This window comes from Agrobacterium tumefaciens, from assembly GCF_013318015.2.
Lineage (GTDB): Bacteria > Pseudomonadota > Alphaproteobacteria > Rhizobiales > Rhizobiaceae > Agrobacterium > Agrobacterium tumefaciens.
The window spans coordinates 159,400-185,716 of sequence record NZ_CP115843.1 but is presented as its reverse complement, the minus strand read 5'-3'; the positions used below and the strand labels follow the sequence as shown (position 1 = coordinate 185,716).

Below are 26,317 nucleotides of genomic sequence, written 5' to 3'. Positions count from 1 at the left end.
TGCGTCCTCCTCGAAAAGCAGCATAAATTTCTAGAATTGTGTGGTGTTATCTTTCTGCCATTCGCCGAACGTACGGTTAGTTCGTACTAGTTCCACGAGCAGGCGTGATGGTTCCGATCCTGCGCCACCGATATGGGCCGCGCTAAGAACTTCGTTCAAAATGGCACTCAGACCTATCTGGTCCGCCGCATACATTGGCCCACCCTTCAGACGTGGAAATCCATAACCATTTACAAAAACGAGATCGATGTCAGACGGCCGCGAGCTGATCCCTTCTTCAAGCACTTTCGCACCTTCGTTTGCCATCACTGCCAGCAGCCTTCGTTGGATATCTGACGGAGTGAAATCTCGTTCCATGACACCCTGGCTCAATCGTCCAAGCTCAACCATGTTCTGGACTTCAGGAGATGGAGCGGCGCGCCCATCCTGGTAGTCGTACCACCCCTTCCCAACTTTCCGCCCAATGCGCCCTGCTTCACAAAGGCGATCCGGAATTGAGACATAACGTTCCAAAGGGTTTCTCGTCTTTGCCCGTCGTTTCCGCATTGCCCAAGCGATATCCAGTCCAGACATGTCCGCGACCGCGAATGGTCCCATAGCAAACCCGAAATCCTGGGCAGCGTCATCAATCTGTTTTGGACTGGCACCGTCCTCAAGAAGGTACTCCGCGTGCCTACGATAAATCGAGAAGATCCGATTTCCTATAAAGCCGTCACACACACCAGCGACGATGGGAAGTTTCCCAATCCGTCGCCCGAATTCTACACCTACGGCCAGTGTGCTTTCATTCGTCGCCTCGGTTTTGACGACCTCCAACAGGCGCATAATGTGCGCAGGTGAAAAGAAATGGAGACCAAGAACGCTTTCGGGCCGTTTCGTGAATTTTCCTATCTCGTTTATGTCGAGATAGGAGGTATTCGTCGCCAGTACCGCGTCTTTCTTTGCAAGGGAATCCAGTCGCTCAAATATGGATCGTTTCACATCCATATCCTCGAACGCCGCTTCGATTATCAAGTCGACATCGCTGAGAACTTCCCAGTCATGCGTCGCAGAAACACCTATCAGAGCGGTCTCGGACTGTGATTGCGATAATCGCCCGGTCTCCACCTGTTTGCCGTAGATGCCGCGGACGCGCTCGATACCAGCGCGAGCGGCTTCTTCTGTCTGTTCGATCAACGTGACGGGAAGGCCAACTGCTGAAACGGCTACGGCTATCGCCGATCCCATAGTACCGGCACCAATAACAGCAACCGTTTTGATCGGATGGTGCGCAGTCGACGGATGGCCGGAAACAGACGCCTGCTTTTCAGCCCACTGAAGATGCTGAAGCGCCCTAAAATCGTCCGATGACGCAGAGATAATGTAGTTTGACCTCTCTAGATCGTCCGCATCAGCATCTGAGACCACCCCGATCTTGTCTATCAGCTCAATGGCCGAGGCCACGGATCCAAGCTTCTTGGACCGCTTGATAGCATCCTTTGAGGCGATAATTACCTTGGCCGGATCCGCGTCAACAATAGCCGACGTCTCTGGCATCTTCCGATAGTTCGTTGCGTTGGAAATTACGTGCGCAACCACATCAACATCGGCCAGCACCTCATCGACAAGCCCAATATCTTTCGCAGATTTGGCATCGATGTTTTCTGTACAAAGTAATTCAATGGCGGCCGACTTCCCCACAGCTCGCACCAAACGTCGGCCAGCTCCTCCAACAAAGGAGAGACCATACTTCGACGCAGGAAAACCGAAGAAGGAACTATCAGTGGCAATTCGATGGTCACAGGCAAGAACGATTGCCAAACCCGCATCTTCTACACGGCCCTCTGTGAAGGCAATCACAGGTCTCGACGAGCGTTCAATATGAGTACAGAGCCCTGCAACAACATGCCATCTTGGCGCATCATCTGGGTTCACCAAAAAGGACGCGGTGCCACCACACAACAAAACTACGTCGACACCTTCGATGTCGACATCAAAAAGTGCGCAAGCGAGCTTCGTCGCCAGTTCCTCAGTAAGCCCTGTAGCGCTTTCTTCTACAGAGATTATACCGATGTTATCCTGAATTCTGGTCTGAACGACGCCGAACTGCTTACTCATCTCGGTTCCTCAAACCCGTTCAATCAGGGCTGCTATGCCTTGGCCAACGCCAATGCACATTGTCGCGATGGCCCTCTTCGAACTCGTCAATTCCAGCGCTCTCACAGCCGTTCCAGCTATTCTTGCACCCGACATGCCCAATGGATGCCCAAGGGCTATCGCTCCGCCATGGGGGTTGACGTGGTCTGCGTCATCTGGAAGACCCAACCCTCGAAGGACAGCGAGACTTTGAGACGCAAAGGCTTCATTCAACTCGAAAATGTCTATGTCAGAGGTTTTCAGCCCATTCATCGCCAACAATTTCTGTGTTGCGGGTAACGGACCGACACCCATCAGACGGGGTTCAACCCCGGCGGTCGCTACGCTTACGACTCTGGCACGAGGAGTAAGGCCGAAGCGCTTTACCGCTGCCTCTGACGCCAAAATGAGCGCTGCTGCACCGTCGTTCACGCCAGATGCATTGCCAGCCGTAACTGTGCCACCGGAGGCACGAAAAGGTGCTTTCAGTTTGCTCAAGCCATCAAGAGTTGTTTCAGCCCGAGGGTGTTCGTCCTGGGCAACAACCGTTTGGCCACGTTTCGTGCTCACCGTGACAGGAGCAATCTCACCGGAGAAGAATCCACTGTCCTGGGCGGCTTTGGTTTTCTGCTGCGACCGTAGAGCGAAGGAATCCTGATCTTCTCGGCTGATAGAATAAGATTCCGCTACATTTTCTGCAGTCTCGGGCATCGAGTCCACGCCGTGCAGTGCTTTCATCTGCGGATTTACAAAGCGCCAACCAATTGTGGTGTCTTCCATCTGCGCTTGCCGTGAGAAAGCATCCGTTGCCTTCGGCACGACAAATGGCGCGCGCGTCATGCTTTCCACGCCACCGGCGATCATGAGGGAGGCATCGCCGGAACGGATCGCTCGCGCTGCGGTACCCACGGCGTCGAGACCGGATCCACAAAGACGATTTATCGTTGAACCCGGGATTGAGACCGGAAGTCCAGCCAACAGAAGCGCCATTCGCGCAACGTTTCGGTTGTCTTCACCAGCCTGATTGGCACAGCCAAAATAGGTATCAGTTACAGCTTCCCAGTCGACACTTGTATTTCGCTCTACCAAGTTTCGCAGGACGTGAGCGGCTAAGTCGTCAGCTCTGACGTCTTTAAGGCCTCCAGCGTATCGTCCAATGGGGGTACGAACATAATCGCAAATATATGCGTCGTTCATGCGGGCTTTCTCCTCCGAAAGACCTGAGATTGGTCGGAACCACATCGAGATTTGGTTTCTCGGGTCGAGAGGGGGTGCCTTTACGCCACCCCCTCAAGTTCGGCCTTAGGCAGCCTCGCCGCCTTCAACTTCGTGGACTTCCACGATGTTGCCTTCAGGATCCTGGAAAAAAATCTGCTGCCATCCCTTGATAGCCCACTGGCCATAGTCAGCATAAGGAATGCCGCGCTCGGTCAAGCGCGCCTTAATGCCTTCAATGTCGTCTGTACGGAATGCAATATGTCCACGGTCAAGTGGGTTCACACCCTTGCCGGTCTTGAAAGCAACGTTGAGGTCACGCGTGGCCAGGTGCATTTCAGTGGAACCGTCGGTGAGGAAGGTCACGTGACCACCATATCCGCGGTCCTTAATCTGGTCGTCAGCGTCGTGACCGCCGTAATATGTCTGCTGCAGCTCTAGAACGTCTTTGTAGAAGTTTTCGAGATCCGAAACATCTTTCGCGGTGAAGTTTACGTGGTGAAAATGAGTTGCCATGGTTTCCTCCATATATAGGCTTGCGCACTTCTCGTGCTTTGGCTTTGGTAATCAGTGGATGTGAATGCCACCGTTCACATCGATGGTTGCCCCGGTGATGTACGTCGACAAATCAGAGGCAAGGAACATGCATGCTCCCGCCACTTCGGAAGGACGCCCAGGACGTCCCAATGGAATTGCCGTTGAAAGCTCGCGAAGTCGTTCAGGTGTGATGGCTGACGCGACGAAGTCAGTCTCGATTAGGGAGGGGCAAACTGCGTTGACGCGTACACCAGACGCACCAAACTCCCTTGCAAGCGTCCGAGTGAAGCTCAAGACACCGCCTTTAGAGGCCGCGTAATGTGATCCCCCGAAAAGCCCGCCTCCCCGCTGTGCCGCGACCGATGATACATTGACAATAGAACCGCTACCCTGAGCGATCATCGACGGTGAAAACGCACCGACGATATTAAATGTCCCTGCCAAGTTCACCGACAGCACATCTGTCAAATCCTGTTCGGATATCTCTTCGAATTTTGCGGCGCGCATGACGCCAGCACAGTGAATGAGTGCGTCGACTCGCCCAAATCTCTCAAGAACAACTTCAATTGCAAGCTTACAGTCGCTTCGGGACGAGATGTCCGTCTGTACAGCAACGATTTCGGAATTCGGGAATTCCTTCTGGAGATCAGCACAAGCTTTATGAATGCTGTCGCTGACATCTAGGATGACCAGCTTTCCTCCATTTTGTGCAACCAGTTGAGCAGTCGCGCGCCCAATTCCATGAGGAGATGCTGCGCCTGTGATCGCGCAAACCTTGTCTCTCATCAACATGTAGTCCTCCATTCCTCGCCTCGCAGCGATCATTATCATTTCACATATGATGTCAATAGTTCACCTACGGAATCTAGATGCAAATTAAATTTCACATCTGATTGCTTGACATCAAATATGATATTAAACAGTATCCGAGGACGTTGACGAGGAGAACATCAACGTGGGAGCGGTCAAAGAGCGGCTCCGGAGGATCACAAATTAAGCGGTGACATCGACGCCTGTACTTCAGGTGGCGATTGGAGCGCGTTGCCCGACATCGCCCGGGCGGAGGTTACAAGTGAATAATTCCCTTTTGAACGGTCTGCGCATACTCGATTTCACGAGCGTTGTTGTTGGTCCAACATGCACCTGGCGTCTTGCGCAGTATGGAGCCGAGGTTATCAAGGTCGAGTCGCCCGAAGGCGATCTAATGCGCGGGTTGGGAGGCATGTCGCCCACCGGGAAGCATTCGGGAACTTACCTTCATCTCAACCGAGGTAAGCGTAACATCGGCCTTAATCTTAAAAAGCCAGGCGCAGATAAGATTATAAAGAAGCTCATTGAGTGGTCCGACGTGGTCGTTGCCAACATGCGCCCACAGGCGCTTCAACGGCTGGGCCTAGACGCGGCTTCAATAAGAGATACCTATCCAAATAAGATACATTGCCTCATCACAGGCTATGGAACGGATGGCCCCTACTCTGGCAGGCCAACATACGACAGCGTTATCCAAGGCGCATCCGGGATTGCTGGACTTTTCCAGGCACGCGACGGTAGTCCATCCTATGTGCCATTGGTTGTTTGCGACCATATTGTTGGCGAGATCGCTGCCGGTGCAATTCTCGCTGCGGTCCTCAAGCGAAACGCTGGAAACGGTGGATCTTCCATTGAGATACCTATGTTCGAAACAATGGCGGCATTTGTTCTCCAGGAGCACTTGGCTCAGGCGACGTTTGATCCTCCAGTGGGACCAGTTGGAGATCGTCGCCTTCTGAACCCGAACAACCATCCGCTTAAAACTGCAGACGGATGGATATCGGTGACCATCAATACCGACCCGCAGGTCAAGGCTTTCCTGAAAGCTGTAGGCCGCGATCAGCTTCTTGATGATGAAAGATTCGCAACCGTCTCAGCTCGCGCGTTGAACGTCGATGCGTGGTTTGAAGTCCGCGGAGCTGCACTCTCCGATAAAACGACAGCTCAATGGCTACAGATCTTCCAGGATGCCGACATTGCGGCCATGCCTTGCCACACGACAGAGACACTCGTGGCTGATCCACACATCCAGGCAGTCGGACTTCTCTCGCAAGAGGTTCACCCCAAGGAAGGCAGTACCACAGTGATTCGTTCGACAATTCGTTGCGACGACGAATATCCGTCGACTGGGATCTTCGCCCAACCTCTTGGGTGGAACACTCAGGACATTCTCGGAGAACTTGGCTTCAGCATCGCTGAGGCAAGGGATTTCGAGGAAACAGGAGCCGCTGTTAGCGCTTCATAACCGACAACGTCGGCTTTCTCGCAGGAGGCGGAAAGTCCTGGCGGTGCTCTCAACATCAGCTCAATCATGGAGGAACACAATGGGCAATCGATTAGAGAACAAGGTAGCTGTCATCACCGGCGGTGGCGGCGGCATAGGCTCTGCTGCTGGAAAGATTTTTTGTGCGGAAGGCGCAAAAGTAGCGCTCGTCGATATCAGTGCTGAAGCAGCCGAGAAGGCAGCTGAAGATATTCGCACTCAAGTTCCCGGCGCAGAGATTATCGGAATTGGGGCAGACCTCGGCGTCGAGACAGAGGCCGAAAGATCCGTCGCGCTGGTCACGGAAAAACTCGGGCCCACAACCGTGCTCGTGAACAATGTTGGAATCAGACGCTACGAAGCCGTAGCGGACGCACCCTGGGAGCTTTGGGACGAGATCGTTCGCGTCAATCTTCTCAGCTTTGTGTCGATGTCCCGTGCAGTCATTCCACATATGCGCGAAGCCAAAAACGGCAGCATTGTCAACGTATCGTCTACTTATGCCATGTACGGCCGCAAAGGTATGGGGGCGTATGATGCCACAAAGGCTGGTGTCCTTGCTTTGACGCGAACACTCGCGTTCGAAGAAGCCGAACACAACATCCGCGTGAACTCAATTTGCCCCGGATTTACTCGGACCATTTTCCATCTCAAAAGGATGGGAGAGAAAGCAGTTGATGATCTCGTGCCACCTTGCGCACTCAAGAGATGGGCGGAACCGGCAGAGCTTGCAAATCCGATGCTGTGGCTGGCTTCTGAGGAGGCCTCATATGTCACTTCGGCAACGTTCATGATCGACGGCGGTTTGCCAGCCTAACGAGATCTCGTGTAGCGGGGCATCCTAGTTTCGCTACACAAATCTATGAATTCTCCTTCTATCTGTCAGGTCGAGCGAAACCCTACAGTCGTGCGCTTCGCAAAGCCTTTTTTCAAAACTCCATTCCAATATACTCGCCCTAAACTTGCAAGCTTGTTGCAAATCGAGTGAGGTGGCCCTGTGACTGAATCGTAAATCTCGATGAGGAATGGCAGGCATGGCGCGTTACACCGAACCAGAACCCCTATTTTGCAAAGTTAGTTCATATCAGGTTCGAGAAGCCCAAAGTAAGTTGGTCACCACGGAAATCGCTACGATTCCTGAGGGGCGCATATTGAATGCCTCCATAGAAGATTTGGTGAACTACATCTTTGATAAGTTCGTCATAAGCGTACCCGAGTTGGACGTTCACAATGCGGCTGTAGACCAGTCGGAGGCTCAGGTGAAGGTATCGGGCTTTATGTACGGCCTTGAACGTGGTCGAAGCCAGTCCGTACCTGGTATGAAGGTTACACTGGAAATTCCATACACTGGCGATCAGGTTTTGTTTTCTGTTCAACCATCGACCTTTAATATGAACCGCGCCGGGTTTGCCGGAGGCTCACCTTGACGTACGTTGCTTACCGCTCTGGGCAAATACTCTCTCCATAGCTTTTCATCCACCGCACGCCGTTATGACCGCTGTCTAACGGTATCGGAGACGTTACCCAACTTTGCACGTCGCCGACGGCGCGGTGTATCATCAGCCCCCGCCTCGCCCAGCCCTAATATCTCAACGTTACTAACACCTTCGCGCCAACCCATTCGTTCAGACAACGTCTTGGCCGCACGCCCTAAAGCTACCTCTGCGTCTGCGATGGATTTGCTTCCTGATTGCTCAAGGCGGTCAGCATAAGGAACGGTCAGGGCAGCCATGGCTCGGTTGCGAGTATCCAGAATTGGGAAACTGATCGCGTGAAGGCCTTTCACTTGCATGCTTACCATCGACTCGAACCCGCGATCCTGGATACTTTCCAGTATTTTACCGATCTCGATCTCTGCGTCCTGCGGTCTGTGTCTCAGCGCTTCCTTAATCCGCAAATCTCGTGTGGTTGGATCTTGAAAGGCCAGCAACACCCGTCCTGATGCGGATACGAGTAAGTCCAGGAGTGCCCCTACACGAATACTGAATCCAACCCAGCTCGGGCTGTCGACCTTTGCGATGACGACCTGACGTCCTGCACTGAACACCGTTAGGTGGCAGGCTTGTTCGATCTCAGATGCCAATTCCTGCATGATTGGTGTGGCTTCTGACAGGAGATGGTTCGTAGGTGGATTGTTGTGAGCCAGCTCGAACAACTTCGTCGTTATTGAGTATGATTCTCCGACGTTCGCAACATAGTTACGCGAGACTAGGCATGTCAGCATACGGTACATTTGGCTAACACTACGGCCAATCCGCTCAGCAATCTCAATTTGAGATAATGCTACGTTGCTTGCCGACAAAGTCTCAAGGATATCGAGCCCCTTCTCCAAGGCAGGTGCAGCATAAGCAGGCGCTGCACTTCCTCCCTCAAGCTCATCTTCCACTTCCTTCTCGATTTTTACTCTTGCCATGGCCTAGTCCGTTTTCCCCCCGACGAGTCTGAGTTGACCTATAACTCTTTCCAAACAAATTTGCACCGCCACCAAAGTTGGAATAATCGCAAACAGCCATAAGGTTTCATATATAATATCTTGACTTGATACTTAAAATCTTGTTCTTTCGATCTTGGGAGTATTTTGCGCATAACCGCATCGTTTTACGGCTGGGAGGCCGATGATGCTGGAGCGAAAATTACAGTTCAGAGAAATCGCCAATGTCGGTCGCCAATGCGTTCGACAGTGGGGGGAGTGCGCCCGTAGGGGCGTGTCATCAGGTACTGGAGGAGAAACCTGTGATTAAATCGGCTTTGACTATTTTGACGTTGTTGGGGACAGCTGCTTGTGCTTTCGCACAGAGTGATACCCCCGTAAAAATCGGCATTCTGAATGACCAAAGCGGCATTTACGCCGATTTGGCTGGACCTGGATCCGTAGTAGCCGCAGAGCTTGCTGTAGAAGACGCGGGCGGTAAAGTACTGGGACAGCCTATTGAAGTTCTTGTCGCCGACCATCAGGGCAAACCAGATATTGGGGCGAACATCGCTCGGAAATGGTACGATGCCGACGGTGTAACTGCGATTTTCGACCTCCCAGTGTCTTCCATCGCCTTGGCGGTACAGCAGGTCGCGAACGAGAAGAATAAGATCGTTGCTTTTTCTAGTGCGAGCAGCTCGGATTTGCTCGGAAAATCGTGCTCCCCGACCAGCTTCCAGTTCACCTTCAATACGGCATCTTCCGCTCGAAGCACCGCGACGGCTGTTCTTAAAGACGGTGGCGATTCCTGGTATTTCGTAGCTGCGGACTACGCCTTCGGCCATGCCATGGTACGAGACGCTACTGACGTTATCACCAAAGGTGGCGGAAAAGTAGTCGGGACGGTCTGGCATCCGCTCGGTACGACCGACTTTGCGTCATACTTGCTCCAGGCACAAAGCTCTGGCGCGAAGGTAGTCGCCTTTGTAAGTGGCGGTTCCGACTTCATCAACGTCGTCAAACAATCCACCGAGTTCGGCATTGCAGACGGTGGACAGAAGATTGTCTCAATGCAGACGTTCCTCTCGGACGTACACAGCATTGGTCTGCCAATCGCGCAGAACCTCACATTGACCTCTGCATTCTACCACGACCTCGACGACGAGACCAAAGCTTGGTCCAAGCGATTTGGCGAGAAAATGAATGGCCGTATGCCAACGATGGCTCAGGCGGGCGTCTATAGTGCCGTGCGTCATTACATCAAGGGCGTTGAGAAGGCGGGCACGACAGAGTCCAGCGCAGTCGCCAAGGCGATGCGTGAGTTGCCTGTCAACGACATGATGACTCACGACGCCAAAATTCGAGATGACGGTTGGGTAATGCGCGATCTGTATCTCTTCCGCGTGAAAACTCCTGACGAGTCGAAAGCACCTTGGGACTACTACTCCTTCATCGCGAAGGTGAATGCCGAAGACGCAGCGCCCCCACGGTTGGAAAGCTGCAAGATCAACGGGTAATTGATCTCCTCATTAGCCCCGCCAGCGATCAGTTGGCGGCGCTTGAGCTCTTTCTTTTTTGCGAGCATCAATCATGACGACATCTGGCACGGATCATATCCTGGTCGCTGAGAACCTTGGCATGCAATTTCGCGGGTTTCACGCCGTGAACGGCGTAAATCTCAGCATCCGCCGCGGGACCATACACGCACTCATCGGTCCCAACGGAGCGGGAAAGACAACCTGTTTTAACATGCTTACAAAATTCCTGACGCCGACCAGTGGCAGGATTTCATACAACGGTCACGACATTACGAAGCTCAATCCCTCGCGTGTCGCGCGGCTCGGCCTAGTAAGGTCGTTCCAAATATCGGCAGTATTCCCTAATTTGACCGCGAGGGAGAATGTCAGAGTAGCCCTCCAGCGACGCGTACGCGGTGACTCCTTTGACTTTTGGCGGTCGGATAAAACTCTTGCCGTCCTCAACGATGAGGCAGATCAATTGGTCGCATCCGTTGGTTTGTCCGCCTTCGCTCACAAAGAAGCAAAAGAGCTTTCCTACGGCCGCAAGAGAGCGCTTGAGATCGCAACAACGCTCGCTCTGGATCCCGAAATGATGCTGCTTGATGAACCTATGGCTGGAATGAGCCACGAGGACGTTGACCGCACAGCTGCGCTCATCAAACAAGTCTCGAAGAACCGAACCATCCTTATGGTCGAACACAATCTGTCTGTAGTGGCGAACCTGTCAGATCGCATAACCGTGCTGGCACGTGGTCAGGTCTTGGCCGAAGGCGACTACAAAAGCGTTTCCCAGGATCCGCAGGTGATTGAAGCTTACATTGGAGCCGGTCATGTCTGAGTTATTGCAGCATTCCAGAAATGCTAAAGCGCAGTCTGACGAAGTGTGCTTGAAAGTCGATGCGCTGGAAGCGTGGTATGGAGAGAGCCATGTTTTGCATGGTATTTCCTTTGACGTCAAACGCGGAGAAGTCGTCACACTGCTGGGACGAAACGGAGCAGGAAAAACAACCACGCTCCGAGCGATCATGGGCATTCTCTCCAAGCGTCGCGGCTCAATTGAGTTTCACGGCAAGCAGATTGTCCAAGCGCCTTCTCGGCATATAGCCAGGATGGGTTTGGCATATGTCCCCGAGGAGCGCGGTATTTTCGCTAGCTTATCGGTGCTGGAGAACTTGATGCTTCCGCCGCGCATCAATGCTGGCGGGATGTCGATTGAGCAAATCTACGAGTTGTTTCCCAACCTCAAAGAGAGATCAAAAAGCCAGGGCACGAAGTTGTCGGGCGGCGAGCAACAGATGCTTGCCATCGCACGTGTACTTCGAACCGGCGCAAAAGTGATCGTGCTCGATGAGCCAACCGAGGGGCTGGCTCCCGTTATCGTTCAACAGATCGGCGCGATGCTACAAAAGCTAAAGCTCGAAGGTTACACGATAATACTCGTGGAGCAGAATTTCCGGTTTGCACAATCTGTTGCTGATCGGCACTTCATCGTCGACCACGGCAAAGTCATCGACATGATCCTCAACGTTGAACTGGATAACAACATCCAGAAACTGCACTCGTATCTAGGTGTCTGACATGACCGCATTTTTCGACATATCTGCGAACGCGTTGTTCGGGCAGCTCTTGATAGGGTTGATCAACGGATCATTTTACGCGCTTCTCTCACTTGGCTTGGCGATTATTTTTGGATTGCTGAACATCATCAATTTTACCCACGGTGCCCAATACATGATGGGCGCTTTCATCGCATGGATGCTGCTCAATTACCTGGGCTTGGGATATTGGTGGGCTCTCCTTCTGGCACCGATCATTGTTGGTGCCACCGGCGTGCTGTTCGAACGGCTGTTCATTTCCAGATTGTATCACCTCGATCACTTGTACGGTCTGCTTTTGACGTTTGGGATCTCTCTCATAATTCAGGGACTGTTTCGCAACGAGTATGGCGTATCGGGTATACCTTACGCGGTTCCACCTGAACTTGCTGGCGGATACCGCCTGCCGTTCATGTACCTTCCAATCTATAGAGGTTGGGTCATCGTCGTATCACTGGTGGTATGTATCGCAACCTGGCTCGTGATCGAGAAAACGAAGCTCGGATCCTATCTGAGAGCAGCAACAGAGAACCCATCGCTTGTCCAAGCCTTCGGAGTGAATGTCCCGCTTCTCCTGACAATAACATATGGGTTTGGTGTAGCGCTTGCAGCATTTGCGGGCGTGCTTGCAGCCCCGCTCTACTCCGTCAATCCAAATATGGGCGCTGATCTTATCATCGTCGTGTTTGCCGTGGTGGTAATTGGGGGAATGGGATCAATCCTAGGTTCGGTCATTACAGGCTTTTCACTTGGGCTCCTTGAGGGACTAACGAAGGTTTTCTACCCCGAGGCATCCTCTACGGTCATTTTCGTCGTGATGATGATTGTCTTGCTCATTAAGCCAGCGGGCCTCTTCGGTCGCGCGGTCTGATATGGATTGATAGGTGTTCCAATGAAACAAACTGTTCAAACTGAATTCGAGCAAAATACCGTAAGTGCTCTCCTGCCCGCGGAACATGATCGTAGCGCCAAAGATCACCTGATCGTCTTCGGGCTCATCACGTTAGCGTTGATAGTCATGCCGATGTTTTTGTACCCGGTCTTCGTCATGAAGGTGCTGTGTTTCTCCATCTATGCGTTGGCTTTCAATCTCCTCCTTGGGTACGGAGGCCTACTCTCTTTCGGTCACGCTGCTTATTTCGGCATGGCCAGCTACGCTTGCGCGCATGCTGCCAAGATATGGGGCTTCCCGCCGGAGCTCGCTATTCTCTTCGGTGCTATTGTTTCAGCGATATTAGGCTTCGTAGCAGGATCCCTGGCGATCAGACGGCAAGGTATCTACTTCGCCATGATCACCCTCGCATTGGCGCAACTTGTGTATTTTGTGTGTGTACAGGCCCCCTTCACTGGCGGCGAAGACGGAATCCAAGCTGTACCACGAGGCAAGATGTTCGGCTTTATCGATCTCGCGAGTGACAGCACGCTCTACGTTGTCGTAGCGCTGATCTTTTTGTCGACGCTCGCACTGATCTACAGAATTATCCACTCGCCTTTCGGACAAGCTCTCAAGGCAATTCGGGAAAACGAGGTGCGCGCTACCTCGCTGGGTTATGACATCAACAGGTACAAACTCGCGGTGTTTGTGCTCTCGGCAACGTTAACTGGTGTTGCAGGCGCTACCAAAGCCATCGTGTTCCAACTGGCGTCCCTAACAGACGTACACTGGTCCATGTCAGGTGAAGTCGTACTGATGACACTGGTTGGTGGCATGGGGACGATCTTTGGGCCAATTGTTGGATCATTTATAATCACCGCAATGGCAAACTACCTCGCCCCATTCGGCGCTTGGGTGACCGTAATTCAGGGTGTCGTATTTGTCGTATGTGTGTTGATGTTCAGAGATGGCATCATTGGCTTGATCGGACGTAAGACCGGGAAAACCCTCTAGGAACTTCCGGCAGAATCTAAAACCGCGTAAGGTCGGACATTGTCCGGCCTTTTCTGCTGCATCAATTCGAATAAAATCATTTCAATTGAACTGAACCGCCCCGGGTTTATCGGAGACCGTTTGGTTTGATTTACGCGGCCATCCTCGATGCGGTGCGAAGGGCCGTTCCACACCATCATTTTCTGTTGTTGCGGAGTAGCCATCCGGTGAAGGCCGCTATAATATCGCCTGATGGAATGCCCACGCTCAGCGAACGCGCTGTTGAGCCGGATCGGGAGATTTGGGTTGAAAGCTGCTTGTCCGCCGCCGTGGACGGAAACGGACAAGCCGCCACAGAGGTTCGCTATTTCTGGTGCAGGAAGAGCTCTGCCACTGCCGCATGTTCAGGTGCTTCCGGAAAGAAGATGAGGTACTGGCAATACAGGGGGAAATCCCTCGCTTCCTCGCCACTGGCCGGCAGCCAATCGCGACAGAGGTAAAGCGCGGCAGGCTCCAGATCATCAGTATTGTCGGCGACTTTCAGCACGGCGCAACGGCCGCCGGGGATCATGCCCGCCTCAATATGCTCTTCGTTCGTCTTGATCGGCTGATCAGTGCTGACACAAAGGTCCAGCCGATACTCGTCCGGAGACGTCACACGTGGATTGGAATGGAAGATGTTGAAAGTCAAACTGGTCTTCGGATTCAGGCCCGTGGCTTTGCGCCATGCTATGAAGCGTTTGATCGTGTCGCCGATCCTAAACCCGCTTGTCGAGCTTAATGTACAGCTCGACCGCGCGAATTCTGTCTGTATGGGAATACATGAACTACCTCCTGGTGGTCCAAGTTTTCGTCCGCATCCCGCATGTCACCTGAGCAGCAAAATACTTAAAGGCCCAGCCACTAGAATGGCAAGAACGATGATCGGATAGAGATATCGTAGAAAAAGACGGACAATGTTGCTTGCGAACTTCATAGGCCTACACCTGATAGAGATCATCAGGTGTAGGCTGAGCTTTCCGCATTGCCGTAACATGACGGGCCCTTGGCCCGTCCAATTTTTTTCAAGGAGCAGGGGTTACCTTCAGGTTTCGGAAATAGGCCAGCGTGCCGGATTCCAGCCAGACGCCCACACCGCCTCGTTGACCAGCTCCCAGTTTTAGATCGCTGACAATCAAAGCAGGTCGTTCACTACCGTCGAGATAGAGTTCTGCCCTTTCTCCGGATACGAGGATCTTCATATGGATCCATCGTTCTAGGTCAAGCTCCGCGTAGCTCTCGTATTTTTCAGGTGATTCCTGCCTCAGCCTGTCGAAACGATAGTCTGGGTATGCTACATACTGCACACTGTGGTTGCGCCGCACCTGATCGTCCGCGGTACTGTTCGTCGGGCGCAGGTAGATGCTTTCAAAGCGGCCGTCCTTGTCGATACGGAAAGTAAGGCCGATAAACCCACGTGCGTATGCTGGAGCATTCTCAACCAGTTCACTTGCCACTTCGATCTCGATGACGCCATCACCAAAATCTTGAGGCAGCCATGCCATGAAGTCCCGGTCCGAAAGCTTTTCCTTCTGCGGGTCTTGGATAGCCTCAGATGGCATCGCCATCCTGAAGGCTGGTTCACCCTTGTAGCTCGACTGTTCGAGCGAAACACCCGAAAGAGTGAAGTCGCCAACGGCGGGTGATGCAGAAGTTCCTGCTGAGTGGCCTTCGGCCGCAAAAAGCATTCCGATGGCGAGTGGCACTGTACGTACGAAATTCATTGTGTTCCTCCAGTTGCGTATCGCAGCCACGACGTAAGTTAAGCGCAGTTCCACGATAATTTGCTTAGGCTGGATGCCTGATGGACCGCAAAATTGCTTTCCATCAGGCATCTTCTGTCAAACGCGAACCCAGGCAGGCGCTACCGTCGGGCCCATACCGAGGAAAAAGCCGAAGTGGATGTTCATCTCTCCTATCGGTTCTAGAAAGCGGCTGTTGCTCAACGGGCCGGCATTAATAGGCTCGAACGACAACGTCTCAGCCAATTTGCGCACCTTCGCCGTTGCGTCCTCATCATCGCCGGCCACAAACACTTGCAGCGTCTTGCCCGTCCGGGCCTCCGGCGAAATCAGGCCCGCAAATATCGTGTTAAATGCTTTCACGACATGGGCACCACCTGCGAGCTTCTGAATTTCCTCGGAAGCGGAAGTTGTGTGACCCAAGAGCAATTCCTTGTAGTCGGCAGTGATCGGGTTGGTGATGTCGATCAGGATTTTGCCCTTCAGGTCCCCGGCTTCTGCCAGAACTGGAGCGACGGCCTGGTACGGCAGGGCCAACAAAACAACATCCGCAAGCTTTATAGCAGCGGCAATACCCCCGCCTTCAACATGCGAGCCGATTTCGGCGGCAAGTGATGCGGCCTTGGCCGGATCCCGGTGACCCATGACGACATCAACGCCTCGAGCAGCAAATGCCCGGGCAAATCCAGAGCCCATGTTCCCTGTTCCAATGACTGCGACTTTCATTTCCATATCCTCTCTTTTCGACTAAAGACACTTTGCCTCTGAAACAAAGACAGATAAATCGCACGATCATCGCATCACTTGAAACGGAATGTTTTGAATGGATCGTCTTACGGGAATGGAAGTGTTTGTCAGAGCCGTGGACTGCGGCTCATTCAGCGCCGCGGCCGAAGCATTGCAGATGTCATCTCAGCTTGTCGGCAAACATGTCCAGAAGCTTGAGCAGCACCTGGGTGTCCAGCTTCTCCATCGCTCGACGCGTAGACAGAGTCTGACCGATTTCGGCCGGGTCTTCTATGAGCGCGTGAAAATCATCCTGGCAGAGGTCGAGACGGCGGAAAGCATGGCGGAAGAAACACGCGCAGTGCCTGCAGGACGCCTGCGCATCAACGCCCCTGTCAGCTTCGGCATGCGCACCCTTTCCCCACTCCTCCCCAAATTCATGAAAATGTTCCCCGAATTGTCGGTTGAGCTGACACTGGCCAATCGCGCAGTGGACCTAATCGACGAGGGCTATGATGCCGTGTTTCGGGTGGGAGAGCTTTCGGACAGCGGGTTGATTGCCAGACGGCTTTCTCCCTATCAGCTCGCTCTTTGCGCATCGCCCAAATATCTGGAAAAAGCACCACCCTTGGCGTCGCCGCAGGATCTGGCGCAGCACGAATGCCTTGGCTTTTCCCACACGGAACTGCGCACCCACTGGACTTTTGATGGCCCAGATGGACGACAAATCATCCCCGTCACAAGTCGGCTTGTGGCAGATCATGGGGAGCCTCTCCTTTGCGCGGCTTTGGAAGGCCTGGGAATTATGTTGCAGCCACTGGAACTTGTGCGCGACTATCTCGACAACGGCCAGTTGGTTGCGCTCCTGCGAGATTACCATGTGCCGACACGGCCTTTGCATGTCCTCTATGCGCCGGATCGGCGGTTGACGCCGAAATTGAGAAGCTTCCTTGATTTCGTGGTTGAAAACTTCGGCGCACCGGCAAACACAAAATAGAAGAATACAAAGGCAAAAACTGCCGCAGCATATCCAGCGTTTTCCGTTGGGAAAAAGCTCATCGGAAGATGGGCCATGCTGTAGGCAACCGGCATTTGACCGCTGAGGACAAATACTTTGATCCGGGTTTGAAAACCGATCACAAAAAAGAACCCGACTATCAGCTCGATCAGTCCCGCGAGCCAAGGGAGTGATCCCGGCGGAGGCGTAAACTGACCAGAATGGAAGCTGAAAATCTTCGCTGTTCCAAACGAAAAGATAACCAGCCCGAGCGAAATCCGCATCGCGGATAGGGCAAAGGGTCTGTAGAAGGCGATCTGCTGCTCCATTGTGTTCTCCGAGAGAAAGAGTTCGCCATGATTAAGGCCACCGGGAGATTGGCCGTGATCCTCGCGACATGCGCGCCTTGGAACCGAGCACCTTCGAGTTCGACTTCCGATGGCTGGCGTGATTCATCGCCATTAATTATGGTAGTTGCGCATCTGCGCGGCGACAGTACCGAACCGCGTACCCGCGCCGACGATGATCGCATTGTACTCCGCAAGCTTTTCTGCAGTCGCGATGGAAGCTAGCTGGTCCATCTTGAAGTAAGAGGAATTGGCAACATCATCCGGAACTAGCTCGGGAACGCGCTTGACGATAACATCGGCGCGTTCCGACTTCGCACCTTCTGCGGCGGCATAAGCCGTGGTTTCGATTTGGCCGTGGGACGAAACAGAGGACGAGGATCTTGGACATTTCATTGGTTCCCTCTGGAAGTCTGGAATTATCCCGAGGCCGCTCAGATAAGCGACTTCAGTCTTGCTTCGATCTGCTGGCGCTTGTGTTCGAGGAATGGTGGAAGAGACAGACTTTCGCCAAGGGTCTCAAGTGGTTCATCGACCGCAAAGCCGGGGCCGTCTGTTGCGATCTCGAACAGCACGCCGTTCGGCTCACGAAAATATAGCGACTTAAAATAAAACCGCTCGACTTCCCCAGACGATGGCAGCCGAACGGAGTTCAGCCGCTCCGTCCAAGCTTTCAGTTGCGTCTCATCTGGCGTTCGGAATGCTACGTGGTGGACGGCGCCAGCACCTTGTCCAGCGGCTGGCAACCCAGCCTGGACGGCGACGTGTAGTTCTGCCGACGGGCCGCCTTCGCCCATTTCAAACACATGAACATCCCCATTTCCGTCAGGAGAGCCGTACGAGCGGACTTCCTTCATGTTCATCACGCGTGTCAGAACCAGCTCGGTGTTTGTAATATCGGGAACGCTCATGATGATCGGCCCAAGGCCTTTGATCTGATATTCCGCAGGTACCGGACTGCGGTCCCAAGGATTCGCGGGCGCTGGCCCTCCATCGTCGACCAGCCGGAAGCGCTGGCCTTCGCCGTCCTCGAAATCAAGCGACGCACGGCCATCGATCTGGACTACGTCTCCAGACATCACCTTCAACTCTTTAAACCTGGACTCCCAATAAGTCAGGGTGTCCGGTCCTGTGACCCTAAGCCCAGTTCTGGAGACGCTGTGGGTGCCGCGACGTTCGCGGTCAACTGGCCAGTCAAAGAATGTGAGATCGGTGCCAGGTGTGGCAACGCCGTCCGCATAGAACAGATGATAGGCAGTCGTATCGTCCTGATTGACGGTTTTTTTGACCAGCCGCATGCCGAGCGTCTGCGTGTAGAACCGCGCGTTCTCGGCTGCGTTTGCCGTGATTGCTGTCAGGTGGTGAAAGCCTGTGAGCTGAAGGTCCATCGATTGTCTCCCGAGCGGCAGACCGAAAAACCATGAAGGTCAGGGCCTGCTGGAATTTTCGCCGCCAGCACTATGAGCACTGACGATTTTCGAAGATAATGAGATTTGGTGAGAGCCGATTACTTGCCGCCGACCGTGAACGGTGCGGAGCCCTCGGTGGTCTGGACAGTCCAGGAACCGGACTGGCGGAACGAGCTTGCCGAGGCGTAGGTATCTTCCATGAACTGGAAGTATGTCATCTTGCCGTTCTTGACCTTAGCATGGATCGAGAAGGGCGATGTGAACACCGTGCCAACCACAACAGAGCGGTAGGTGAATCTACCGAAGATGGCGACGTCTTCGCCAGATGCGATCTTATCGGTGACGCTGAAGTCTTCAATTTTCCAATAGTTGGCGACGCGCATGAAGGTGCTGCTATAGGCAGAGGGTCCCTTCGCGGTGCCGGTCCATGGTTCGATCTTCTTCAGTTCAGGGTTGTCGAAGTTCAGCGAAACATATGTCGCATCTTCGGCCACCAGACGCTTTGCAGCGGCTTCGACCTTATCAGGGGCAGTGTTCGACAGGAAGTCCATGACAACTGCAAGCGATGCGGCAGACTGGGCTTCGGTGCCAGCCGTCTGCGCAGATGCTGGTGAAACTGCGGCAACAGTCACAGCCGACAGGCCGGTTGCAAGTGCCAGTGCGCCGACGAGAAATTTACGGTGAGCAATCTTGAACATGAGCTTTCTCCATCTGGTTGGCGGCTGCTTTCCGCCGCCGATGGGGAGAAACTATCAAACCCGCAGATAAGATAAAGTCATGGAAATGGGTTTCGAAATCCCATAAATGAGATAATAGAACGCGTCAAAATGGATATAAAAAATGGGCCGACCCGATCCGAATGACCTTGTCATGTTCGCGACAGTTGTGCGTCAAGGCAGTTTCAAGAAAGCCGGAGAGCAACTTGGCGTCCCACATTCGACCATCTCCCGCCGGGTCATGATGCTGGAAAACCAGCTTGGCGAAAAGCTCCTTCAAAGGACCACTAGAACACTGACTCTGACTGACTTTGGAGCAACCGTTCTCGTACATGCAGAACATGTGGCGGCGGAGGTCGAGGCGACTGCCGATCTGATACAGGGTCGCACATTGGAGCCCAGCGGACACCTACGCCTTTCGATGCCCACCGATTTCACCAGCGACATGCTGGGGGCTCTGATCACCCGCTTCATGGTGGCGCATCCGAAGATTTTGGTGGATGTCGATGTCTCCCGCCGCCGGGTCGACCTGATTGCCGAGAATTTCGATCTGGCCGTACGGATCGGTGATCTCCAGGATGATGCCACCCTGGCCGCCCGGCGTGTCGGCACCATCCATATGGGCCTTTATGCTTCGCCGGGATATCTGACTGGACACAGTATCCCAGACTCGCCCGACGATCTCGGTTCGCATGAAGTCCTGCATTTGACGCAGCGCATCGGGGAGCCGATGCGTCTCAGACTCGTTTCGGAGGATAAAACCTGGGAGGGGAACCTGCAGGCGCGGGTGACGGCCAACTCACCGGGCATTCTGATGCATATGGCGTTGAATGGCGCGGGGATCGCACCGCTGGCAAATCACCTCGCGGCTGAAAGCATGCGTTCCGGCGCTCTGGTTCGCGTAATCAAAGACTGGCAGCAGGCAGAGATACCGATCTGGGCGATCATCCCTGGACGCAGGCTGCTGCCGCTGCGAACTCAACTGTTCATCGACGCCTTGAAAAAGGAACTGTCGCGATAAGGAAAGGCGGAAACGCGCAGGTCACGCCTCTCCGGGCGACCATCACTTGGTGGCAGAAAAGATTAATATGAAATCTTGAATGCACGAATCTCACATTCTGGCAGAGAACCAATAACATGCAGTGACCCGGACAGAATGAATGTCTGCTTCGCATCGATGTATTAAGTTAAGCTATTTCTGCATCCTTTGCAGCATCGGCAATATCCAGATACCAAGACCGGGGCTTCGCGTTTTCCTCGCTATTCCAGCAATACCCCCGCCTTCACCACGGCTTTCGGGTCGCAGCCATTCTCCTGTGGGCGGCATCTGCCCGGGCACGTATTCGGCACTTTCACAAGAATTGTTAATGATCAGAATGCGCTGGCGGCTTAAAGCGCGCCTCGCTGTCCCTTCTCCGACAAAACATCCACGACGTGGCGCACGCGTGCCAGCAGATGGCGGGTCTTGGGCCATAATGCATATATTCCGACATGCACGGTTCCATATTCGGGCAGGACTTCGACCAATCGCCCGTCAGCCAGTTCCTTTGCAACCAGCGACCAGGGCATTTGTGCGATCCCGAGTCCGGCTATGGCTGCCTCCACCACTGCCGAGCCGTCGCCGATTTCGTGCGTCGGGACGACCGGAAGACGTTCCATCGGGCTAGATCCACGTGCGATCCTGTAGCCGATCGGCACATCTCGCCTAACCCCCGTGATACAATCGTGGCGGTTAAGGTCTTCCGGCCTGCTGGGGGTTCCTTTTCGCGCGAGATATGACGGTGCCGCGACCAGCGGCGCGCGCTGCTCAGCCAGCTTTCGCGTGATGAGGCCGGTAGTGTCCGCGGTTTCGCCGAACCGTAGGACAAGATCGACACGCTCTTCGACTGGATCGATGATGCGATCCGTGAAGGTCATGGAAAGATGCAGGCCGGGATGTTCCCGTACAATCTCGGTCAGGATCGGCAAAAGGACCTCGCGGCCCCAAGCCGCGGGCCCGTCGACGCGCAACCTTCCCGCAATGACGCTGTTCCCGCTCGATAGGAAGGTTTCAGCCGCACTGATCTCCTCAAGTGCCCGGCGTGCGACGGCGAGATAAGCTTCTCCGTCGGCGGTCAGCACAAGACGGCGTGTACTGCGGTGAATGAGTTCGACGCCAAGCCGGGCCTCGAGGCGACTCACGCTCTTGCCAACTGCAGATTTGGTTACACCCAGCGCGTGCGCGGCCTCGGTGAAGTTCAGGTATCCGCTGCCTCGACGAAGGCCTGAACGCCGGCGAGATGATCTATTTGCCCCATTTAAATCCTTTCTGCTGCTGCGCCACTCCAGGAAGCTCTTGGCCCAGACACCTTGATTGGTCATTCTCCGAAAGGCTCACCCCCCCGAGGCTCGCCTTCCCGCTTCGCGACGAGGTGGCCGCGAAGCGCGTCCGTCGGCCGATTGACGAACATAAGTCTACACAGAGTCGCTGTCGATGCCCCTTTAATGGCGATGCAGATACAATAAAATTATCACAATGTCATTTGCCCTGATCGAGACGCGGTCGGGCACAGAGATGAAGGAGAATGTATTATGCCGGTCGTCAAAGTGAGTTGGTTCGAAGGCAAGAACCACGAACAGAAGAAGAAAGTCGCAGCAGAAATCACTGAAAGCATTGTTCGAAACACGGGAACCGACGCGAGTTATATCTACGTCATTTTCGAGGATGTTGCTCCCAGTGACTGGGCTGGCGCAGGAAAGCTGTTCGGTGAGCCGCCGACGGATCCCAAGGGCTGATCCCGAAAAAAATAAAGGCGGCTTGCTTGCCAACGGAGATTCCGCAGCTTCTCCGTTAGAACACAGCGCCTCGCTGCAATACATCATCAGACCTGAACGTTATCGTTAGGTTTGCAAGGCCCGTGGAGGCAGAGGCGGCAATCGTCGACCCGGCCACACATCTCCCTTTAAAGAACATTTGCCGTTTGGCCACCGCCTACATGCGAGCGGTGACTGACAAACGCGCCGAGGACGGCGCTCTTTCTGACCTCTGTAGCAGATTGGAACCCCAATGGACGAGTTTGACTATATCGTTGTAGGCGCAGGCGTTGCCGGATCAGTACTGGCCGCAAGGCTGAGCGAAAATCTCAAGGTGACGGTAGCCCTCGTGGAGGCGGGAGACGAGAACCCAAATGACATTGGCCGCAGTCAGGGGGGCTTCGTCCGAACGTGGAATTCCGACAAGAACTGGGCCTATGCGACTGTTCCGCAAGAGGGACTCGGGGGGCGCAGCATTGCCCACCCACGCGGTCGGGCAGTGGGTGGTTCGAACGTCCTCAACATCGGGGCATGGTTGCGCGGTCGGCCTGAAGACTACGACGCATGGGAAGCGGCCGGCGCCTCGGGATGGACCGGTGCGGCGGCGGTCGAAACCTTCCGCAAGGTCGAGAGTACAGACCGCGGACCTGATACGCTGCGAGGCCAGAATGGTCCCATCCACATGGAGGACATTTCCACGCCGACTGATCTCTCGGACAAACTTCGCGATGCCTTCGTCGAGATCGGTTTGGGTACGCTCGGTGATTCTGCTGGGGCCGATCCGTTTGTGGCAGATCGTTACCAGACGCTGTTCCGCAACGGCGTTCGCAGCACGGTCGCCGACGACTTCCTGACGCCAGAGGTTCGTGCGCGCGACAACTTCACCATCATGACGGACGCCCATGTCCTGCGGGTGGTGATCGAGGAAGGGCGAGCCACGGGGGTCGAGATCCGCGATGGCGACGGCGTTCGCACCCTGAGCGCGCGTCGCGAGGTCATCCTTTCAGCTGGCGCGTTCAACACACCGCAAATCCTCATGCTGTCCGGCGTCGGTCCGCATGCGCATCTAGAAACTCTGGGCATCACGACCCTTGTCGATTCACCGGCAGTCGGTGCAAATTTGCAGGATCACATCTATTCGCACGCCTACACGTTGGCCAAATCGGGTGTTGATGGCTCCGTCCCAATGGGCTTGTCCGACACTGATGCAAATCAATGGCTGAACGATCACACGGGCCGGGCGAACTACTTCCCTGAAAACGGAGTAGGTTGGGCGACGCTCGGAGACGCCAAGGTTCCCGACATCGAACTTCTATTGTCGTACAATACGTCGCCGGGCGAGTTCGGAAACGTGAGCGATGCAGAAAGCCGCTCGGGAGTTACCATTGGAGCGGTGCTGCTACAGCCCAAGAGCCGAGGCACAGTGCGTCTGGCTTCGGCCGACCCGTATGCCAAGCCTGTCATCGATCCTCGCTATCTGAGCGATCCGGCAGATATCGGCACGCTTGTCAGCGGGCTGCGCATTGCGCAGCGCGTAGCCCAGGCCTCTGTGCTGGCACCATGGGCGGAAGCCGTGTTTCCTCCGAAGGACGCCAGTGACGAGGAACTTGCCGCCTTTGTGCGCAAGGACATCGGCACTGTTTTCCATCCGGTTGGGACGGTCCGAATGGGGGCGGCCGACGACGACGCCGCGGTCGTGGGGCCGGACCTCAAGGTGAAGGGAGTGGCTGGTCTGCGCGTGGCAGACGCGTCGGTGATGCCGAGCCTCATCCGCGGGCACACCATCGCCCCGACCGTCTTCATCGGATATCGGGCAGCGGAGCTGATCGCCGCCGAGGCCTGACAGATAGGACGACGTGTCTGGACACAAACCGGCCATCGAGGCGGCTAGCGTTCATGGGACGTGTGTAAGCAAGGCGTCAAGAGCAGGCGGCCGCTGACGCCGCCTGCTTCCCGTCGTCTATAACCCCACCCAGTCCCGGCATCATGCTAATGACCGCCATATGGCGATATCGGGGACCAAGTATTATCTGGAGCGCTGAATGAAAAATCCCCTTGCGACACTCCTTAGCTTCATCGGTGGGTATGTCGACACTGCAGGTTTTCTTGCTCTGAATGGCCTTTTTACTGCTCACGTAACTGGTAATTTTGTAATGATCGGTGCCGCTATCGCTCACGGTAGTACAGGCATTCTCAGCAAATTGTTGGCGTTGCCAGTCTTCTGCGTGGCAATCCTCATCGCGCGCACGGCGTCGCTCAGAATTTCGATGTCAGGCAAGCGAACGGTGGTGACTATGCTCTGCGTTCAGTTCCTGCTGCTGTCTGCAGCGGCGGCGCTGGCGATCCACTATGGCAAATTCGACAATCCGGACGGCATGCCTCTGATCACAACTGGCATGCTGATTGTTGCGGCAATGGCTATCCAAAATGGGTTTCATCGCGTGCGCCTAAACGGTGCTCCTCCCACGACGCTAATGACGGGAACGACCACCCAGATCATGTTGGATGTCGCAGCGTTGCTTAGTCCAAACGCTGGGGTGGACCCTGCTCCGATCAAGTCAGGCATTGTCCGACTCGCTATTGCCGTTGCAACCTTTGCGTTGGGCTGCGCCTTGGCGGCGCTCACGTACATCCAGTTTGGAATGTGGTGTTTCGTTCTGCCGCCGATTCTCACTCTTGTTGGCATTGGCATTCAGGTTCGCACCAATGCTTGAATGCCCCGACCGACCGGAGGCTTATAATATCGAACGGCCGGGAGGCAGGAGGTAATGGCGCTCGATGCCCACGAGTTCATCCGTCGCATCCTGCTTCACACCCTTCCCGACGGATTTAATCGCATTCGTTGTTGCGCCCTGCTTGCCGATGGCCGTCAACAACTGAAGCTGGACCAAAGCCACCACCTTTGACGCACCAGTGCCCCGGTTGCTGCGACGCCATTACATCACGGGTATGCGGACCCGATCCAGGCGGTCTGCCAGCCAGCCAACAAAAATCTTCTGTCAGACCTGTTCATTGGCTCCGGCAAGGCTCAACCATGCAAAATGCGATCCACTACTTAGGCTAAATCCCCATAGTATCAAACAACCTGTCCCCTCGCTCACTCCGGGTTTAATTGGGTCCGATCAGTGAATGCCGCACACACGGAGCCCTATCCCGTCCTCCGACATGACAGACCATCGTTCTCACCATCTTCGGATTCAAGGCGTTGCCTGCCTGCCATGCGCTCGCCAAAGCGGTCGCCGTCACCCGCGATCCGATCTCGGTCGCTTACTGCAGTTGCCCCCGACGCGCCGGATATCCGCGAGGTCTACAGTCAGTAGACTGAACACGCACTATATCGCCACCGCTTCTGGATCTATTCTAAGAACGTTAGGATTTTCCATGCCGACACATATCGTTTCGGTCTATAAGAGGGATCAAATTTGATCGCTAGAGGACATTCTGGCGTCAGCGGAGCCCTGCCCCGCTCCGCGCCGTTTACAGCCAGGCCAGTTTCCCGCCGCACCCTGCTCACCAGCGCCGCTTTCTTCCTTTTCGGCTTCGCCGCGCTACCAGCGCCACAGGCTATCGCGGATCCGGCTGACGATGCCAGGGACTTTCTCAACCTATCTCGGATCGCAACAGGGCGGGCCGAGCTATCGCCCGACACTGCCCAGCGCATGTTCGAGGCTCTTTCCGGCGACGGGATGGGTGAAGAGATCACCCGCCTCGTCGGCTTCGCCACTCTCGGCCTGAGCCCACGGGGGCTAAAGGACGCGGCTGTTGAGGCAGGCCTCGACGGCGCGCTGATGCGCATCATCGCAGCCTGGTACAAAGGTACCGTGGACACCCAGAAGGGCCCGGTCGTCGTCGCCTACAAGGACGCGCTTATGTACGCGCCCGTCGCTGATGGCCTGACGGTCCCAACCTATTGCAACAAGGGCCCCATGTGGTGGAGCGCGCTGCCACCCGGCATCAGCCGCATGCCCGTGAACAGCCCCGAGGTTCTCTGAT

Annotated in this window: 25 protein-coding genes and 3 pseudogenes; 15 read left to right on the top strand and 13 right to left on the bottom strand. The window is 54.7% G+C overall.

All coding sequences use genetic code 11. The features are described 5' to 3' along the window. Positions 1 to 30: 30 nt before the first annotated feature. From G6L97_RS24110 to G6L97_RS24095, 4 genes are all read right to left on the bottom strand, one after another. The gene (locus tag G6L97_RS24110) at positions 31 to 2,097 is read right to left on the bottom strand and encodes a 3-hydroxyacyl-CoA dehydrogenase NAD-binding domain-containing protein (RefSeq protein WP_174003997.1); all 2,067 of its coding nucleotides are present in this window, start codon (positions 2,095 to 2,097) and stop codon (positions 31 to 33) included. A gap of 9 nt (positions 2,098 to 2,106) precedes the next feature. Continuing rightward, entirely contained in the window at positions 2,107 to 3,312 is a 1,206-nt protein-coding gene (pcaF, locus tag G6L97_RS24105; RefSeq protein ID WP_065706061.1) for a 3-oxoadipyl-CoA thiolase, read from the bottom strand. A 105-nt stretch (positions 3,313 to 3,417) separates the two neighbouring features. Beyond that, a complete protein-coding gene (locus G6L97_RS24100; protein ID WP_065706134.1) occupies positions 3,418 to 3,846 on the bottom strand; it encodes a VOC family protein in 429 nt (142 codons plus the stop codon). A 51-nt stretch (positions 3,847 to 3,897) separates the two neighbouring features. Further along, a complete protein-coding gene (locus G6L97_RS24095) occupies positions 3,898 to 4,659 on the bottom strand; it encodes an SDR family NAD(P)-dependent oxidoreductase (RefSeq protein ID WP_065706133.1) in 762 nt (253 codons plus the stop codon). A gap of 280 nt (positions 4,660 to 4,939) precedes the next feature. Between G6L97_RS24095 and G6L97_RS24090 the strand changes: the two genes are divergently transcribed. From G6L97_RS24090 to G6L97_RS24080, 3 genes are all read left to right on the top strand, one after another. Further along, entirely contained in the window at positions 4,940 to 6,142 is a 1,203-nt protein-coding gene (locus tag G6L97_RS24090) for a CaiB/BaiF CoA transferase family protein (protein ID WP_065706060.1), read from the top strand. 79 nt (positions 6,143 to 6,221) lie between these two features. Next, positions 6,222 to 6,977 (top strand): SDR family NAD(P)-dependent oxidoreductase, encoded by a 756-nt coding sequence (locus G6L97_RS24085; RefSeq protein ID WP_065706059.1) that lies wholly within the window; start codon positions 6,222 to 6,224, stop codon positions 6,975 to 6,977. A 217-nt stretch (positions 6,978 to 7,194) separates the two neighbouring features. Next, complete coding sequence (locus G6L97_RS24080) at positions 7,195 to 7,587, top strand: hypothetical protein (protein ID WP_174003995.1); 393 nt, start codon at positions 7,195 to 7,197, stop codon at positions 7,585 to 7,587. A 62-nt stretch (positions 7,588 to 7,649) separates the two neighbouring features. On the opposite strand, the gene G6L97_RS24075 is transcribed toward G6L97_RS24080, so the two are convergent. Further along, positions 7,650 to 8,573 (bottom strand): IclR family transcriptional regulator, encoded by a 924-nt coding sequence (locus tag G6L97_RS24075; RefSeq protein WP_141194050.1) that lies wholly within the window; start codon positions 8,571 to 8,573, stop codon positions 7,650 to 7,652. A gap of 320 nt (positions 8,574 to 8,893) precedes the next feature. Between G6L97_RS24075 and G6L97_RS24070 the strand changes: the two genes are divergently transcribed. The 5 genes from G6L97_RS24070 (at position 8,894) to G6L97_RS24050 (ending at position 13,576) form a co-directional block, all read left to right on the top strand. After that, entirely contained in the window at positions 8,894 to 10,090 is a 1,197-nt protein-coding gene (locus G6L97_RS24070; RefSeq protein ID WP_065706132.1) for an ABC transporter substrate-binding protein, read from the top strand. Positions 10,091 to 10,163: 73 nt separating this feature from the next. Beyond that, the gene (locus G6L97_RS24065; RefSeq protein WP_065706056.1) at positions 10,164 to 10,931 is read left to right on the top strand and encodes an ABC transporter ATP-binding protein; all 768 of its coding nucleotides are present in this window, start codon (positions 10,164 to 10,166) and stop codon (positions 10,929 to 10,931) included. Beyond that, complete coding sequence (locus G6L97_RS24060) at positions 10,924 to 11,670, top strand: ABC transporter ATP-binding protein (RefSeq protein ID WP_065706055.1); 747 nt, start codon at positions 10,924 to 10,926, stop codon at positions 11,668 to 11,670. Before G6L97_RS24065 ends, G6L97_RS24060 begins: the two co-directional genes overlap by 8 nt. A 1-nt stretch (position 11,671) precedes the next feature. Beyond that, positions 11,672 to 12,559 (top strand): branched-chain amino acid ABC transporter permease, encoded by an 888-nt coding sequence (locus tag G6L97_RS24055; RefSeq protein ID WP_065706054.1) that lies wholly within the window; start codon positions 11,672 to 11,674, stop codon positions 12,557 to 12,559. A gap of 21 nt (positions 12,560 to 12,580) precedes the next feature. Next, positions 12,581 to 13,576 (top strand): branched-chain amino acid ABC transporter permease, encoded by a 996-nt coding sequence (locus G6L97_RS24050; RefSeq protein WP_065706053.1) that lies wholly within the window; start codon positions 12,581 to 12,583, stop codon positions 13,574 to 13,576. A 343-nt stretch (positions 13,577 to 13,919) separates the two neighbouring features. Here G6L97_RS24050 and G6L97_RS24045 read toward each other — a convergent pair. From G6L97_RS24045 to G6L97_RS24035, 3 genes and pseudogenes are all read right to left on the bottom strand, one after another. Further along, positions 13,920 to 14,312, bottom strand: a pseudogene (locus tag G6L97_RS24045) (AraC family transcriptional regulator); the annotation flags it as partial. A 307-nt stretch (positions 14,313 to 14,619) separates the two neighbouring features. Continuing rightward, positions 14,620 to 15,318, bottom strand: a complete 699-nt coding sequence (locus G6L97_RS24040; RefSeq protein WP_198927207.1) for a hypothetical protein — start codon at positions 15,316 to 15,318, stop codon at positions 14,620 to 14,622. 117 nt (positions 15,319 to 15,435) lie between these two features. Beyond that, positions 15,436 to 16,062: an NADPH-dependent F420 reductase gene (locus G6L97_RS24035; RefSeq protein ID WP_065706130.1), complete on the bottom strand. Its 627-nt coding sequence runs from the start codon at positions 16,060 to 16,062 to the stop codon at positions 15,436 to 15,438. Positions 16,063 to 16,159: 97 nt separating this feature from the next. On the opposite strand from G6L97_RS24035, the gene G6L97_RS24030 reads away from it, so the two are divergent. Next, positions 16,160 to 17,059, top strand: coding sequence for a LysR family transcriptional regulator (locus tag G6L97_RS24030; RefSeq protein WP_065706051.1), 900 nt, complete (start codon positions 16,160 to 16,162; stop codon positions 17,057 to 17,059). Here the strand turns inward: G6L97_RS24030 and G6L97_RS24025 are convergent. The 4 genes and pseudogenes from G6L97_RS24025 to G6L97_RS24010 all read right to left on the bottom strand — a co-directional run bounded on the left by G6L97_RS24025 (position 16,969) and on the right by G6L97_RS24010 (position 19,513). After that, positions 16,969 to 17,388 carry a DoxX family protein gene (locus G6L97_RS24025; protein ID WP_065706050.1) on the bottom strand — a complete coding sequence of 140 codons (420 nt, stop codon included), beginning with the start codon at positions 17,386 to 17,388 and terminating at the stop codon, positions 16,969 to 16,971. The two genes, G6L97_RS24030 and G6L97_RS24025, sit on opposite strands and share 91 nt — an antisense overlap. 44 nt (positions 17,389 to 17,432) lie before the next feature. Next, positions 17,433 to 17,797: pseudogene (locus G6L97_RS24020) on the bottom strand (hypothetical protein); the annotation flags it as partial. Between the two features lie 43 nt (positions 17,798 to 17,840). Beyond that, the gene (locus tag G6L97_RS24015; RefSeq protein WP_065706048.1) at positions 17,841 to 18,794 is read right to left on the bottom strand and encodes a ring-cleaving dioxygenase; all 954 of its coding nucleotides are present in this window, start codon (positions 18,792 to 18,794) and stop codon (positions 17,841 to 17,843) included. Between the two features lie 119 nt (positions 18,795 to 18,913). Continuing rightward, a complete protein-coding gene (locus G6L97_RS24010; protein ID WP_065706047.1) occupies positions 18,914 to 19,513 on the bottom strand; it encodes a nuclear transport factor 2 family protein in 600 nt (199 codons plus the stop codon). A 142-nt stretch (positions 19,514 to 19,655) separates the two neighbouring features. On the opposite strand from G6L97_RS24010, the gene G6L97_RS24005 reads away from it, so the two are divergent. Continuing rightward, positions 19,656 to 20,552: a LysR family transcriptional regulator gene (locus tag G6L97_RS24005; protein ID WP_065706046.1), complete on the top strand. Its 897-nt coding sequence runs from the start codon at positions 19,656 to 19,658 to the stop codon at positions 20,550 to 20,552. A gap of 368 nt (positions 20,553 to 20,920) precedes the next feature. Here G6L97_RS24005 and G6L97_RS24000 read toward each other — a convergent pair whose 3' ends face one another. Beyond that, positions 20,921 to 21,712, bottom strand: coding sequence for a LysR family transcriptional regulator (locus G6L97_RS24000; RefSeq protein WP_211391360.1), 792 nt, complete (start codon positions 21,710 to 21,712; stop codon positions 20,921 to 20,923). A gap of 390 nt (positions 21,713 to 22,102) precedes the next feature. On the opposite strand from G6L97_RS24000, the gene G6L97_RS23995 reads away from it, so the two are divergent. From G6L97_RS23995 to G6L97_RS23975, 5 genes and pseudogenes are all read left to right on the top strand, one after another. Further along, complete coding sequence (locus G6L97_RS23995) at positions 22,103 to 22,306, top strand: tautomerase family protein (protein ID WP_065706044.1); 204 nt, start codon at positions 22,103 to 22,105, stop codon at positions 22,304 to 22,306. Between the two features lie 271 nt (positions 22,307 to 22,577). Next, positions 22,578 to 24,167: a GMC family oxidoreductase gene (locus tag G6L97_RS23990; RefSeq protein ID WP_174003993.1), complete on the top strand. Its 1,590-nt coding sequence runs from the start codon at positions 22,578 to 22,580 to the stop codon at positions 24,165 to 24,167. Between the two features lie 199 nt (positions 24,168 to 24,366). Further along, a complete protein-coding gene (locus G6L97_RS23985; RefSeq protein WP_065706042.1) occupies positions 24,367 to 25,038 on the top strand; it encodes a YoaK family protein in 672 nt (223 codons plus the stop codon). Positions 25,039 to 25,065: 27 nt separating this feature from the next. Beyond that, positions 25,066 to 25,227, top strand: a pseudogene (locus G6L97_RS28255) (transposase); the annotation flags it as partial. A 519-nt stretch (positions 25,228 to 25,746) separates the two neighbouring features. After that, the gene (locus tag G6L97_RS23975) at positions 25,747 to 26,316 is read left to right on the top strand and encodes a sugar dehydrogenase complex small subunit (protein WP_065706041.1); all 570 of its coding nucleotides are present in this window, start codon (positions 25,747 to 25,749) and stop codon (positions 26,314 to 26,316) included. Position 26,317 lies beyond the last annotated feature (1 nt).

What these genes read in the sequence shown, in the direction of transcription:
- G6L97_RS24110 (WP_174003997.1), bottom strand. Translation starts at nt 2,097, where the DNA reads ATGAGTAAGCAGTTCGGCGTCGTTCAGACCAGAATTCAGGATAACATC.
- pcaF (WP_065706061.1), bottom strand. Translation starts at nt 3,312, where the DNA reads ATGAACGACGCATATATTTGCGATTATGTTCGTACCCCCATTGGACGA.
- G6L97_RS24100 (WP_065706134.1), bottom strand. Translation starts at nt 3,846, where the DNA reads ATGGCAACTCATTTTCACCACGTAAACTTCACCGCGAAAGATGTTTCG.
- G6L97_RS24095 (WP_065706133.1), bottom strand. Translation starts at nt 4,659, where the DNA reads ATGTTGATGAGAGACAAGGTTTGCGCGATCACAGGCGCAGCATCTCCT.
- G6L97_RS24085 (WP_065706059.1), top strand. Translation starts at nt 6,222, where the DNA reads ATGGGCAATCGATTAGAGAACAAGGTAGCTGTCATCACCGGCGGTGGC.
- G6L97_RS24080 (WP_174003995.1), top strand. Translation starts at nt 7,195, where the DNA reads ATGGCGCGTTACACCGAACCAGAACCCCTATTTTGCAAAGTTAGTTCA.
- G6L97_RS24075 (WP_141194050.1), bottom strand. Translation starts at nt 8,573, where the DNA reads ATGGCAAGAGTAAAAATCGAGAAGGAAGTGGAAGATGAGCTTGAGGGA.
- G6L97_RS24065 (WP_065706056.1), top strand. Translation starts at nt 10,164, where the DNA reads ATGACGACATCTGGCACGGATCATATCCTGGTCGCTGAGAACCTTGGC.
- G6L97_RS24060 (WP_065706055.1), top strand. Translation starts at nt 10,924, where the DNA reads ATGTCTGAGTTATTGCAGCATTCCAGAAATGCTAAAGCGCAGTCTGAC.
- G6L97_RS24055 (WP_065706054.1), top strand. Translation starts at nt 11,672, where the DNA reads ATGACCGCATTTTTCGACATATCTGCGAACGCGTTGTTCGGGCAGCTC.
- G6L97_RS24050 (WP_065706053.1), top strand. Translation starts at nt 12,581, where the DNA reads ATGAAACAAACTGTTCAAACTGAATTCGAGCAAAATACCGTAAGTGCT.
- G6L97_RS24040 (WP_198927207.1), bottom strand. Translation starts at nt 15,318, where the DNA reads ATGAATTTCGTACGTACAGTGCCACTCGCCATCGGAATGCTTTTTGCG.
- G6L97_RS24035 (WP_065706130.1), bottom strand. Translation starts at nt 16,062, where the DNA reads ATGAAAGTCGCAGTCATTGGAACAGGGAACATGGGCTCTGGATTTGCC.
- G6L97_RS24030 (WP_065706051.1), top strand. Translation starts at nt 16,160, where the DNA reads ATGGATCGTCTTACGGGAATGGAAGTGTTTGTCAGAGCCGTGGACTGC.
- G6L97_RS24025 (WP_065706050.1), bottom strand. Translation starts at nt 17,388, where the DNA reads ATGGAGCAGCAGATCGCCTTCTACAGACCCTTTGCCCTATCCGCGATG.
- G6L97_RS24015 (WP_065706048.1), bottom strand. Translation starts at nt 18,794, where the DNA reads ATGGACCTTCAGCTCACAGGCTTTCACCACCTGACAGCAATCACGGCA.
- G6L97_RS24010 (WP_065706047.1), bottom strand. Translation starts at nt 19,513, where the DNA reads ATGTTCAAGATTGCTCACCGTAAATTTCTCGTCGGCGCACTGGCACTT.
- G6L97_RS24005 (WP_065706046.1), top strand. Translation starts at nt 19,656, where the DNA reads ATGGGCCGACCCGATCCGAATGACCTTGTCATGTTCGCGACAGTTGTG.
- G6L97_RS23995 (WP_065706044.1), top strand. Translation starts at nt 22,103, where the DNA reads ATGCCGGTCGTCAAAGTGAGTTGGTTCGAAGGCAAGAACCACGAACAG.
- G6L97_RS23990 (WP_174003993.1), top strand. Translation starts at nt 22,578, where the DNA reads ATGGACGAGTTTGACTATATCGTTGTAGGCGCAGGCGTTGCCGGATCA.
- G6L97_RS23985 (WP_065706042.1), top strand. Translation starts at nt 24,367, where the DNA reads ATGAAAAATCCCCTTGCGACACTCCTTAGCTTCATCGGTGGGTATGTC.